At 70.2% G+C, this 12,255-nt stretch carries 9 protein-coding genes and 1 tRNA gene; 3 read left to right on the forward strand and 7 right to left on the reverse strand.

Annotation, left to right across the window (positions count from 1 at the left end):
- Positions 1–152 precede the first annotated feature (152 nt).
- Positions 153–1,400, forward strand: coding sequence for an acetyl-CoA C-acetyltransferase (locus ACQP00_RS48690; RefSeq protein ID WP_433210715.1), 1,248 nt, complete (start codon positions 153–155; stop codon positions 1,398–1,400).
- Positions 1,401–1,470: 70 nt separating this feature from the next.
- Here ACQP00_RS48690 and ACQP00_RS48695 read toward each other — a convergent pair whose 3' ends face one another.
- Together ACQP00_RS48695 and ACQP00_RS48700 are read right to left on the reverse strand one after the other, a co-directional pair.
- The gene (locus ACQP00_RS48695) at positions 1,471–2,379 is read right to left on the reverse strand and encodes a S1C family serine protease (RefSeq protein ID WP_433210717.1); all 909 of its coding nucleotides are present in this window, start codon (positions 2,377–2,379) and stop codon (positions 1,471–1,473) included.
- 43 nt (positions 2,380–2,422) lie between these two features.
- Positions 2,423–4,078 carry an aminotransferase class V-fold PLP-dependent enzyme gene (locus tag ACQP00_RS48700; RefSeq protein ID WP_433210719.1) on the reverse strand — a complete coding sequence of 552 codons (1,656 nt, stop codon included), beginning with the start codon at positions 4,076–4,078 and terminating at the stop codon, positions 2,423–2,425.
- 147 nt (positions 4,079–4,225) lie between these two features.
- Between ACQP00_RS48700 and ACQP00_RS48705 the strand changes: the two genes are divergently transcribed.
- A complete protein-coding gene (locus ACQP00_RS48705; RefSeq protein WP_433052097.1) occupies positions 4,226–4,549 on the forward strand; it encodes a hypothetical protein in 324 nt (107 codons plus the stop codon).
- Between the two features lie 324 nt (positions 4,550–4,873).
- On the opposite strand, the gene ACQP00_RS48710 is transcribed toward ACQP00_RS48705, so the two are convergent.
- From ACQP00_RS48710 to ACQP00_RS48725, 4 genes are all read right to left on the reverse strand, one after another.
- On the reverse strand, positions 4,874–7,222 hold the full coding sequence (locus ACQP00_RS48710) for an IPT/TIG domain-containing protein (protein WP_433210721.1): 2,349 nt from the start codon (positions 7,220–7,222) through the stop codon (positions 4,874–4,876).
- A 332-nt stretch (positions 7,223–7,554) separates the two neighbouring features.
- Positions 7,555–7,875, reverse strand: coding sequence for a hypothetical protein (locus ACQP00_RS48715; protein ID WP_433210723.1), 321 nt, complete (start codon positions 7,873–7,875; stop codon positions 7,555–7,557).
- Complete coding sequence (locus ACQP00_RS48720) at positions 7,875–8,654, reverse strand: Bax inhibitor-1/YccA family protein (RefSeq protein WP_433052126.1); 780 nt, start codon at positions 8,652–8,654, stop codon at positions 7,875–7,877. Before ACQP00_RS48720 ends, ACQP00_RS48715 begins: the two co-directional genes overlap by 1 nt.
- Before the next feature lie 138 nt (positions 8,655–8,792).
- Positions 8,793–8,873: transfer RNA gene (locus ACQP00_RS48725), tRNA-Leu, on the reverse strand.
- Positions 8,874–9,069: 196 nt separating this feature from the next.
- Here ACQP00_RS48725 and ACQP00_RS48730 point away from each other — a divergent pair.
- On the forward strand, positions 9,070–10,710 hold the full coding sequence (locus tag ACQP00_RS48730; RefSeq protein WP_433210725.1) for a hypothetical protein: 1,641 nt from the start codon (positions 9,070–9,072) through the stop codon (positions 10,708–10,710).
- A gap of 145 nt (positions 10,711–10,855) precedes the next feature.
- Here ACQP00_RS48730 and ACQP00_RS48735 read toward each other — a convergent pair whose 3' ends face one another.
- A complete protein-coding gene (locus ACQP00_RS48735) occupies positions 10,856–12,214 on the reverse strand; it encodes an NAD(P)/FAD-dependent oxidoreductase (RefSeq protein ID WP_433210727.1) in 1,359 nt (452 codons plus the stop codon).
- Positions 12,215–12,255 lie beyond the last annotated feature (41 nt).

Here is a 12,255-nt window from a genome sequence, read left to right on the forward strand (position 1 = left end):
CCAACGGCGCCAAAGGGTCCCCCGCGACAGACCCCCGGTGCTCATAGACCCGCCCACGTATCCACGAGTGCTCTCACATTGCGCACTTCGTGTGACATATTCAGCCCCCAGAGCGCGATCCCGGCGGGGTTACCTCCAAGTAGCATCGAGCTATGCCGGAAGCTGTCATCGTTGCCACCGCCCGGTCCCCGATCGGCCGTGCCGTCAAGGGATCGCTGCGCGACCTCCGCCCCGACGATCTTGCCGCCACCATCGTCCGTGCCGCGCTCGACAAGGTGCCGCAGCTCGATCCGCGCGCCATCGAGGACCTCTACCTGGGGTGCGGCCTGCCCGGCGGCGAGCAGGGCTTCAACATGGCCCGGGTGGTGAGCACGCTGCTCGGCTTCGACCACCTGCCGGGCGCCACCACCACGCGGTACTGCGCCTCGTCACTGCAGACGACGCGGATGGCCTTCCACGCGATCAAGGCCGGCGAGGGCGACGTGTTCATCTCGGCCGGCGTCGAGTGCGTCTCGCGGTACGCCCGCGGCAACTCCGACGCCCTCCCGCCCGACGCGCAGGCGGCGGTCGGCGGCCCGTGGCAGAACCCGGCCTTCCTCAACGCCTACCAGCGCACGAACAAGCGGGCCGAGGGCGGCGCGGAGCCCTGGCACGACCCGCGCGAGGACGGCGAGCTGCCCGACATCTACGTCGCGATGGGGCAGACCGCGGAGAACCTCGCCGAGATCGAGGGCGTGACGCGGCAGGACATGGACGAGTTCGGCGTACGGTCGCAGAATCTTGCCGAAGAGGCCATCAAGAACGGCTTCTGGGCCCGCGAGATCACGCCGGTCACCACGCCCGACGGCACCGTCGTGGCCACCGACGACGGGCCGCGCGCGGGCGTGACGATGGAGGGCGTGGCCGGGCTCAAGCCGGTCTTCCGCCCCGACGGCAAGGTCACCGCCGGCAACTGCTGCCCGCTCAACGACGGCGCCGCCGCGGTGGTCATCATGAGCGACACCAAGGCCCGGGAGCTGGGGATCACGCCGCTCGCGCGGATCATCTCCACCGGCGTGACCGCGATGTCGCCGGAGATCATGGGCATCGGCCCGGTCGAGGCCTCCCGCAGCGCGCTCGCGCGGGCCGGGATGACCATCGACGACGTCGACCTGGTCGAGATCAACGAGGCCTTCGCCGCGCAGGTCATCCCCTCGTACCGCAACCTCGGCATCCCGCTCGAGAAGCTCAACGTCAACGGCGGCGCGATCGCCGTCGGCCACCCGTTCGGCATGACCGGCGCCCGCATCACGGGCACGCTGATCAACTCGCTGAACTGGCACGACAAGTCGATCGGCCTCGAAACGATGTGCGTCGGCGGCGGCCAGGGCATGGCGATGGTGATTGAGCGCTTGAGTTAAGCAACAAAGCTTACCGCTAAATGCTGATAAGTCCGATATGTCCGGCGCGCCAGCGCCGGACATATCGCTCTCACTCCAGCGGCCTCGGCACAGCCACCACGTCAACCAGCGCTCCCTTGCGCAGCACCGTGATGGACAGCCGCGTGCCGATGGCCGGGCCGAGCATCAGCCGGAGCACATCCTGTACACCCGTGATGGGCTTCCCGCCCGCGCTGAGGACCACATCGCCCACATAGAGCCCGGCCTGCCCCGCCGGGCTGCCCGGCACCACCTCGGCCAGCCGCAGCGCCTTGCTCTGGCCCAGCCGCTCAGCCACCGGCGGCGGAAGCGGCACCGTGGCCCCCGCGACCCCGAGCCACGCGCGGCGCACGCGGCCGGTGGACATCAGCTCGGAGAGGATCAGCCTGGTCGTACCGTTGATCGGCACGGCCAGGCCCAGCCCGATCCCGGCGACGGCGGTGTTGATCCCGACCACCCGCGACGCCGAGTCGGACAGCGCGCCGCCCGAGTTGCCGGGGTTGAGGGCGGCATCGGTCTGGATCACGTCGTCGACCAGGCGGGTGTGCCGCCCGTCGCGGACCGGCAGCGAGCGGCCCAGCGCCGAGACCACGCCCGCGGTGACCGAGCCGGCCAGGCCCAGCGGGTTGCCCACGGCCACCACGAGCTGGCCGATGCGCAGCTCGTCGGCGTTGCCCAGGGTCGCGGGCGGCACCTCGGCCTCGCGGATGCGCAGCACCGCCAGGTCGGAGAGCGGGTCGGCGCCGACCACGTCGAAGCGGGTCTCGACGCCGTTGGTGAACTCGGCGACGCCACCGTCCGCGCCTTCGACGACGTGGGCGGACGTCAAGGTGAAGCCGTCCGGGGTGTATACGACGGCCGAGCCGGCCCCTTCGCCGCGCCGGCTGCGCACGGTCAGGCTGGCCACGCTCGGCAGCAGGGTGGCCGCCACGGTGGAGACGACCTGGCTGTAAGCATCCATGGACACAAGAACAAGCCGCGTCGGTACGGCATGCCGCTCCGAATTACGCCAACAGCGATTTGGCGGGGAGGTCGAACCAGCGCAGGGCCTCGAAGTTCGCCGAGACCACGCCCTCCGGCTCGGCCGCGGTCGGCAGTGCCTCGACCAGCTCGCGCGCGTATCGCAGATATCCCGACAGGTCCGACTCCGGGGCCCGCTCGTGGCGCGCGGGCCAGGTCAGCTCGCCGGTCTCCGCGTACCGCAGCTCCGACAGGCGCAGCGGCGGCTCCACGACCCCGTCGCGGTGCTTCCAGAGGCCCGTGTAGGGGTCGAAACGGTACTGGGGCAGCAGCGCCCACCCGTGCGTGGCCACGAGGTGCACGGCGTCGACGATGTAGCGGAACACCGCCTCCGAGATGAAGTAGTTGAAGCTGACCCGCACCCAGCCCGGCTTGATCCCCTCGCAACCGGCGATGATCTCCTGCTCGAAGCGGTGCGAGCGCTCGATGTCGATGCCGAGCAGCCGGTGGCCGTAGGGGCCCGCGCACGAGCAGCCGCCCCGCGACTGGATCCCGAACAGGTCGTTGAGGAGCGAGACCACGAAGTTGTGGTGGAGGTACCGGCCGCCGGGTCGTTTGATGACGAACGACACGATGGACAGCCGGGGCGCGTCCAGGTTGCCCAGGATCTCGATGTTGGGGTTGGTCTGCCACGAGGTGATGGCCTCGCGCAGGAAGCCCTCCTCCAGGGCGCGGATGGTGTCCGTGCCGACCGCCTGCTTGAGCTGGAACACCAGGCCGGCCCGGATCGACTCGACGATCGCCGGGGTGCCGCCCTCCTCGCGGTGGGCCGGGTCGGCGATGTAGTGGTGGTCGGTCGGGTTGACGTAGTCCACCGTCCCGCCGCCGGGCACGGTCGGCACCCGGTTGGTCAGCAGCGCGCGCCGCACGACCAGCACGCCGGGAGTGCCCGGCCCGCCGACGAACTTGTGCGGCGAGATGAAGACCGCGTCCTTGTCGTACATCTCGATGTCGACGTACGGCGCGGCCGCGGCGAAGTCCCAGAACGACAGCGCCCCGTGCTCGTGCAGCAGCGCCGAGATCGCATGGGTGTCGGTGACGATCCCGGTCACGTTGGAGGCCGCCGAGAACGATCCGATCTTCAGCGGCCGATCGGCGTGGCGCACGAGTTCCGCGCGCAGCCGGTCCAGGTCGATGTGGCCGTTGTGATCCTCGGGGATGACGACGACGTCCGCGATGGACTCGCGCCACGGCAACTCGTTGGAGTGATGCTCGAACGGCCCGATGAACACGACCGGGCGATCCGCGGCCGGGATGCGCGCCGAGAGCTGGTAGCGGTCCTCCAGCCCGGCCGGCACCCGCAGCCCGAGGATGTGCACGATCTTGTCGATCGCCGCCGTCGACCCGGACCCGGTGAAGATCACCACGGTGTCGGCGTCGCCGCCCACCGCGTCGTTGACGATCTGCCGCGCATCCTCCCGCAACCGGGTCGTCTGCAGCCCCGTGCCGGACGATTCCGTGTGCGTATTGGCGTACCGCGGAAGGACCTCGTCCCGGATGAACCGCTCGATGAAGTCCAGCGCCCGGCCCGACGCGGTGTAGTCCGCGTAGGTCACCCGGCGCGCCCCGAAGGGCCCCCACATCACCTGGTCGTCGCCGATCACGCCGGCACGTATCCGCTGCAAGAGGGGGCTCTCCATGGCGGCCATCATCGCAGGCGCCACGCCGTCCCCTTTCGTGTGGTCGGGAGAATGTCGCACTGCTTGTCCGCTCATCCGTACGGCCCGACTGTTTAACGTTTCGTCCGGAGGTGCTCAGGCCACCTCATGAGACTGGGGGTAGGGAAGTTGGTCAGTGTTGACCAGTCCGAGCCAACAGACGTCGTCGACCGACTGCTGTGGCGGGACGCCACGCAGATCCTGAGTCGGCACAGCGAGTCCGACGGCGACGGCCAGTGCCTCTGGTGCGGCCGCGAGTGGCCCTGCGCACCGCGCCGCTTGGCCGAGAACGCCGCCGAGGCGTCCCGGCGCCCGTGGAACGAGGCCTGGACCGCCCGCCACGACCTCTACAGCCTGCGCACGATGCCCGACTGGCGCATCGACCTCGGCCGCCCACGCGAATCCCGCGGCGGCTGGCATCGCGCCGGCGGAAATCGAGGAACCTTCCTCTGATTCGATCGTTGAATCTAGCGGAGACTTCGGCGCGCCCCGCCAGTGCAACGCAAGTCCCGCGACACAAAAGACCCGCCCGGACGCGGTTGCCGACATGCCTCCGTCGGCTCCGAACGCCTCCGGCCAGGCGTCCTCCCCAGGGATCGGGCGGGTCTTACCCGGCAGGCGAGGGCACTACTTTGTGGTTCCCCCGCATATATCGCGAATTGGTGCCCTCGCCTGCCAAAACCCTTTCGTACGGTTACCCGCACAGCGAACGGCCCGGAGTCCCGCGACTCCGGGCCGTTCGTAGTTCCGAGCTCATTCAGTTGTGTGTCACGACGCTCAGTTGTAATCCGCCACGGTGAACGTCGACCCACTCGAAATGATCGACTGCATGTAGTTCGCGGCGTTCGGGTTGCTGGTGGACACGGTGGCCGCGTTGACGGCGCCGCTGCTGACCACGGTCACGGTGTACGTGCCGTTGGCGATCGGCCCGGAGCCGTACACGAAGATCGGCTGGGCCAGGCTGGCCGCCGCCGTCTGCGCGCTGCTGAGCGCGTTGGACAGCGTCACGGTCTTGGTGTCGGTGAACGCGCTGATGACGGTGCCGGCCGGGATGTTCGCGCCGTACACGGCCTTGCCCACGTCCGTCGAGGCGAACATCGCGGTGGTGGTGGTCAGCGTCTTGCTGTTGTTGGCGCCCGCGGCGTCGGTCAGCGTCTTGCCCGCCGTCAGCGAGTACACGTTGATGACCCCGGCGCCGGTGATGTTGGCCGTCAGCGCCTTGCTGAGCGTCGGCACGCCGGTGCTCGCGTTGACCGCGGTGATCGTCGTGGCCGCCGCGATGCCGGTGCCGGAGATGGTCAGGCCGACGTCGGTCGAGCTGAACGTGCAGGCCGCGCCGATCGTGAGCACGGACTGGCCGGAGGTGCCGGCGCAACCGGTCATGCTGCGCGCCACGGTGCCGGGCAGCGGGCCGTTGCCCATCAGGTACACCGTGCAGATCAGGTTGGTGTCGGAGACCACGAGCACGTCACCGCACTCGGCGGTCTGGCCGTTGGTCTTGGTCGTGCCGGAGCCGACCGGGTTGTACGCGCCCCTGACCAGGTACACGTGCGCCTTGGTGCTGTTGGCGTCGTAGGTGCCCGGCGCCGCGAAGGTCAGGTCCTGGAAGCCGACACCCTGGATGTCGATGTCAGTCCCGGCTGCCTTGGTGTTCGTTGCGGTGTTCGGCGTCACCGTGATGCCGTTGGTGTATGTGAACAGGCTCTTGGTCTCGAACGTCTGCCCGTTGACGGAGACGGCGATCGGCAGGTTCGACGCCGCGGCGTGCGGCGGGGTCTGCGCGGTGAACGTGCCCGTCGCGACCGTCAGGATCGTCATCGGGGTGCCGCCGACGGTGGCCGTCATGGCGCCCGTGGTGTCGAAGTTCGCACCGGTCACGGTGATCGTGGTGCCACCCTGCGCCGGGCCGGTGGCCGGGCTGACGGAGACGACGGCCGGGACGGTACCCGCGGTGTAGGTGCCGAAGCCCTGCGCGACCAGGTTGTTACCGGTGTTCTGGCTGTAGACGCAGACGTTGTACGTGCCCGCCGCGATCGGTGCCGGCAGCGTCAGCGCGATCTTGCTCGTCGAGATGAACCGCGTCTGGGCCGCCGTCAGGTTGATCGGGCCGCCGCTGCCCTGGTAGCTCGCGTCGCAGTTCGGGTGCCCACCGCCCGCGGTGGCGTCCTGCAGCTGGGCGAAGGTCGAGCCGCTGGTGAAGATCGGGCCGGCCGCGGTCAGCGTGAGCGCGTTGCCGCCCACCGTCGAGCCGTTCTGCGCGCTCAGCGCCACGTTGCCGTTCAGGTTGAACGGCGCCGTCGACATCGTCTCGGCGAGGATGTTGCCGCCCGCGTACACGCAGACGTTGAAGTTCGCCGTGAACAGCATCGGGCTGGTCGGCTGCGCGAGGGTCGCCGGCACCTGCACCTTGATCTGGCGCGAGGTCGGCACCTGGACGTTGGCCGCCGGCACCGCGACGGCACCGCCGGTCAGCGCACCGCCCGACGCACTCGGCGCGGTCGCGCCGGCCGGGGTCGCCGCACACACCGTGGTGGTCGCGGTGATCGCCTGGAACTGCACGGTGTACGTGCTCGGCGAGAACGCGGTGAAGGCCGGGTTCGGCGAGTTCAGCTCGACCGAGTACCCGCCGCCGCTGGCACCCTTGGTCGGGTTCGGCGTGAGCAGCGGGTCGACCTTGAAGCTCGCGGCGGCCGTGTTGGCGACCAGGTCGGACGTGCCCGCCACGGCGCCGTCGTAGACGCAGACGTAGAAGCCGGCCGGCGCGGTGACGTCGGTCGGCAGCGCGAGCGTGCTCGGCACCGTGACGGTCAGGTCGGCGGTGCTTCCGGTGCCCGCCGCGGCCGCCGAGACGATACCCGCGGTGACCGCACCGGCCGTGGAGGCGATCGGGACCTGCGCCTGATACTTGGCGTTGCAGGCGGCCTGCGACCACTGCACGTAGTTGGTGCCGCTCCACGTGCCGGTGCTGGTGAGGACCGTGTCGTAGGTGCCACCGCTCGGTCCGTGGGACGGCTTGGCCACGATGGTCTCGACGGCCGCGAAGCTGGGTGACGTCGTCGCGACCAGGCCGGCGCCTACCACGCCCAGGACGACGCCCGCATGGGCGAGTCGCTTTCTGACTTGCACTTGAGTGTCTCCTCCGTCGATAGCCACGGTGTGGGAGTGCTCGGTGGGCGCAGATCCCCGGAGAGGTAGCGCTCAGCAACCGGGACGTCACTCAAAGTAGCAGCGAGTCACCCGAAAGAACCTCAAAACTCACGATCCGCGAGATCGTCTCGTATTGCCTGCTAAGCCACGCAAAAGGGCACCCCCGAGGAGGCGCCCTGGCGTGCGACTTCAGTCGCCGAGGAACAGCAGGTACTGATGGGGTTGGCGGGGAACCTTCCGGGCCAGCTCGAGGAGGGCGGTCGCCGTGACCCGGACCGACTCGGAGCCGGCGCTCTCGAGCGACTCGAGCTTCAGGCGAATGCACCGCGAATCGTGTTGATCCGGGTCGCCGCCTCGTCCTGGACGGGCGGCGGGGCGAAGCGGCGGAGGTCGGCCGCGACCACCTGGAGCTGGTCGGGCAGGGCCAGGTCGTTCTCCAGCCGCGGGACCGGCCGCGCCGGGCGGCCCTCGGCCTCCGCGCAGCGGTCGGCCATCCACTGGACCAGGTCATGCATCAGGTCGGCCCGGCTGGCCCCAGACAGACCGGACGCCGCCCATCGGGGCGGCGTCCAGTGTGAGACCTGGCCGACCAGCTTGCGCACGGCGGCGCTCAGCTGATCGTCGTCGGGCATCAGCGTCGCAGGTAGCTCAGCAGGCGCAGGATCTCGTAGTACAGGAAGATCAGGCCCACCAGGATGCCGAAGGCGCAGTACCAGGCGTACTTCTCCGGCAGGCCGTAGCGGGTGCCCTGCTCGATGGCGTCGAAGTCGAGGATGAAGGTCAGCGCCCCGACGCCGATGATCACCAGGCTGAACACGATCGGCAGCCAGCCGACCTGGCCGTTCTGGGTGTACTCGCGCAGGCCCAGGTTCACGCCGAACAGGTAGAACAGCCAGTTGGCGAAGGCCAGCACCATGACGCCGATCAGGGCGCCGATGACGAACTTGGTGAAGCGCGGGGTGGCGCGCAGCACCTTGAGTTTGTAGAGCAGCGCCATCACGGCGAAGATGCCGAACGTGCCGACGACGGCCTGCAGGACGATGCCGGAGTACCAGCTCTCGAAGGCCCGGCTGAAGACGCCGAGCGCCACGCCCTGGAGCACCGCGTAGGGGATGATCACGGCGGGGCTGGTGACCCGGCGGAACGAGATGACGAGGCCCAGGACCAGTCCGGCGATGCTGGACATGAAGGCCGCGAAGTAGGTCAGGCCGCTGCTCGGGGGAAGCAGGATCCACGCGCCGGCCCCGACCACACCGGTCACGGCGAGCAGCGCGATGGTCCGGACGACGACGTCGTCCATGGTCATTGAGCGCGCGGGCGCGCCCGGATAGCCGGGCTGGACCCCGGTCTCGTAACGGGAAGCCCGCGCCGCCTCGCCAAGGCGGGTGAGCACCGGGTTGGAACTCTGCACGATCGGCCTCCATGGGCGTCTCATTCACGTGTACGACCAGGGTACCGCGAAAGAGCACAGGAGAAACCGGCACCATACAGCGCAGCTGTATGTTCACAGGAGACTCAGTGTTTCGTCCCGCAAAGCGCCAAAAACAAGTGCCCGGGGCGGGGTTCGAACCCGCACGCCTCGCGGCAGCCGCTTTTAAGGCGGCCGTGTCTGCCGTTCCACCACCCGGGCGTTGAACGCGATCTCACCGTAGCCCGTCCGGTGAACTGTCAACACCGACAACGGGTTGGCCGTTACTGTCGACCGGGTGACCAGCGCCCCACAGACCGACGAGGCGGGCACTGCTCCGGTTGACCATGACAAACGGGCCGCGCAGCCATTGCGCATTCGTCGTTCATGGATTATCGACGCCCTCGCGAGTGCCCTCATGGTGCTTGCCGCGGCCTTCGTCACCAAGGGTCTGCTGGCCGGTCGCGGGCTCGCGCTCAACCCGGATGACCAGGCGTTGGACGAGTGGTTCCTGGCCTACGCGACCCGGGCGTACCGCGGCGACCTGTCCCTCGTGACGACCGCCCTCAACTCGCCCGACGGCATCAACCTGCTCGGCAACGCCTCGCTCGTCGGGCTCGGCGTGCTGCTCGCCCCGCTGACCCTCGCGTTCGGGGCGCCGGTGACGTTCGCGGTGGCGACCGGGCTCAATCTGGCCGCCAACGGCATCGGCTGGTACCTCCTCTTCGCCCGCGGCGCCCGCCTGCACCGCCTGGCCGCGCTCATCGGCGGCGCCTTCTGCGGCTTCGCCCCGGGCATGGTGAGCCAGTCCAACGGCCACCTGCACATGACCGCCGCCTGGCTGGTGCCGCCGATCGCGTGGTGCGTGTTCAACCTCGCCGGGAAGGCCCGGCACGGGCTGCTGCTGGGCCTGCTGGTGGTGGGGCAGTTCTTCCTCGGCGAGGAGGTGCTGCTGCTGGCCGCCGTCACGCTGACGCTGTTCTGCCTCGGGTACGCCGCGACCGCCCGGCCGATCCCGCGCCACGCGCTGCCCGCCCTGGCCCGCGGGCTGGCGCTCGCCGGGGCGGTGGCCGGTGCACTGCTCGCGTACCCGATCTGGATGCAGTTCCGCGGCCCGCAGAGCGCGCACGGCGGGGTGTTCCAGCCGGAGTTCTACTCGGCCGACCTCAAGAGCTTCGCCGCCATCTCGCCGCTGTCCCTGGCCGGCGGGGACGGGGCGGCGCGGCTGGCGAGCGGGCCGGCGGAGTACACCGCCTTCTTCGGCGCCCCGGTGCTCATCGTGGTGCTGGGCGCGACGCTGTGGCTGTGGCGCCGCCCGGCCGTGGTGGCCTGCACGGTGGTGTCGCTCGTCCTGTGCGCGCTGGCCCTCGGCCCGCGGATCGTGGTCGGGCACGAGCGGACGGAGCAGTGGGCGCCGTACAGCTTGCTCTCTGGTCTGCCGGTGGTGGAGTGGGCGCTGCCGACCCGCTTCGCGCTGGCCGCCGTCCCGCTGCTGGGGTTCGTGCTGGCGAGCGTCGTGCACGCCGCGCTCACCCAGACCGAGACGCTGAAGCTGCTCGTCCCGGTCGCGGTGACCGCCGCACTCGTACCGCTGGCTCCGATGCCGCTGCCGACTGTGGAGCGCGCACCGGTGCCGCGGTTCTTCACCGAGGGCTATTGGCGCGGCTTCGCCCCGCAGGACGGCACCATCGTCCCGGTACCGCTCCCCGACTGGCGCGACCCGCAGGCCATGCGCTGGGCCGCCGCGACCAACGTGGCCTTCGCCACCCCGCAGGGCTGGTTCATCGGCCCGTACGGCGACGGTGGCCGGTCCGCGGTCGGCGTGTTCCCGCGGCCGACGTCGCAGCTGCTGCACCGTACCGTGGCCAACGACAACGCGCCGGTGCTGACCGATCGCGACCGCGTCGACCTGCGCCGGGACATCGCCTACTGGCACGCCTCGTGCTTTGTGCTCGCCGACGGCCAGAAGGGCGCCGGGGCGCTGAAGAGCACCCTCGACGCCCTGCTGGGACCGGGCGAACGCGTGGCCGACGTCTGGGTCTGGCGCGCGAGAGGGTGAATGAAGTCCCGCTTCTCGAAGCGACGGACGGTCTCTCGGGCACCGTTGACTACCGCGTTATGTCCTGAAAAGCAGTGGGGGAGCAAGCTCCACCCACACCCCCTCAAAACCGCACCGGCTCCTACGAGCGGCGGCACGTCATGCGCTAGGCGGCCATTTTCCGCTCGGGCGGCGTGGGGAACGGGATCGGGACGGCCACCTCGGTGAAGGCCTCGCGGGGCTCGTGCAGGGAGCCCAGCGCCACCACCTCGCGGCGCAGGACGAGCTGCAGGGTCCAGTCGACCAGCACCCGGATCTTGCGGTTCAGGGTGGGGATGCGGCTGAGGTGGTACGTGCGGTGCATGAACCACGCCGGGACGCCGCGGACCTTGATGCCGTACACGCGTGCGGCGCCCTTGTAGAGGCCGAGGCCGGCCACCGAGCCGACGTGCTTGTGCCGGTAGTCGACCGGCTGGCGGCCGCGGACCACCGCCGCGATGTTGTCGGCCAGCTGGGACGCCTGCCGCACGGCGTGCTGGGCGCTGGGCGAGCACAGGGCGTCCGGGTCCGCGGACGTGAGGTCCGGCACCGCGGCGCAGTCGCCCGCGCTCCAGGCCCCCTCGACCACGTTGCCCTCGGCGTCGACCACCTGCAGCGTCGGCTTGCACGTGATCGCCCCGCGCTGGGTGCGCGGCAGGTCGGTGTCCTCGAGCATCGGGTGCGGCTTCACGCCGGCCGTCCACACGATGGTGTCGGCCTCGAACGCGTCGCCGTCGGAGAGCTTGACGAGGCCGTCGACGCACGACTCCAGCCGCGTGCCGAGGCGGATGTCGATGCCGCGCCGCGTCAGCTGTACCGCCGTGTAGGCCCCCATCTCCGCACCCACCTCGGGCAGGATGCGGTTGGCCGCCTCCACGAGCATGAAGCGCACCTCGTGCTGCGGGATCTCCGGGTAGTACCGCAGCGCGCCGCGGACCATGTCCTCCATCTCGGCCAGCGCCTCGACGCCCGCGTAGCCGCCGCCGACGAACACGAAGGCGAGCGCCCGCCGGCGGGTGGCCTCGTCGTCGGTCGTCGCGGCCACGTCGAGCCGGTCGAGCACGCTGTTGCGCAGGAAGACCGCCTCGCCGATGGTCTTGAAGCCGACCGCCTGCTCGCGCAGGCCCGGGATGGGCAGCGTGCGCGAGACCGAGCCGGGGGCGACGACGATGTGGTCGTAGGCGACCTCGCGGGCCGGGCCGATGATCGGCTGGACGATCGCCACCTTGCGCGCGTGCTCGATGCTCGTCACCGTGCCGGAGAGCACGTGGCAGCGCTTGAGCTCGCGGCGCAGCGGGACGACGCTGTGCCGGGGCGAGATGTTGCCGGCCGCCGACTCGGGCAGGAACGGCTGGTAGGTCATGTGGGGCTGGGGGTCGACGACCGTGACCTCAGCCTCGTGCAGGTTGAGCTTCTTGGACAGGCGCAGGGCGGCGTAGAGCCCGACGTGCCCGGCGCCGACGATGAGGATTCGCTTCGCAGCCACGTCCTCAACGCTAGGAGCCTGACCCGGCGATCCTCTGCCCG

This window comes from Dactylosporangium sp. CS-047395 (genome assembly GCF_050942185.1).
In the GTDB taxonomy this organism is placed as follows: Bacteria; Actinomycetota; Actinomycetes; order Mycobacteriales; family Micromonosporaceae; genus Dactylosporangium.

What these genes read in the sequence shown, in the direction of transcription:
- ACQP00_RS48695 (WP_433210717.1), bottom strand. Translation starts at nt 2,379, where the DNA reads ATGGATGCTTACAGCCAGGTCGTCTCCACCGTGGCGGCCACCCTGCTG.
- ACQP00_RS48730 (WP_433210725.1), top strand. Translation starts at nt 9,070, where the DNA reads ATGGTGCTTGCCGCGGCCTTCGTCACCAAGGGTCTGCTGGCCGGTCGC.
- ACQP00_RS48700 (WP_433210719.1), bottom strand. Translation starts at nt 4,078, where the DNA reads ATGGAGAGCCCCCTCTTGCAGCGGATACGTGCCGGCGTGATCGGCGAC.
- ACQP00_RS48715 (WP_433210723.1), bottom strand. Translation starts at nt 7,875, where the DNA reads ATGCCCGACGACGATCAGCTGAGCGCCGCCGTGCGCAAGCTGGTCGGC.
- ACQP00_RS48690 (WP_433210715.1), top strand. Translation starts at nt 153, where the DNA reads ATGCCGGAAGCTGTCATCGTTGCCACCGCCCGGTCCCCGATCGGCCGT.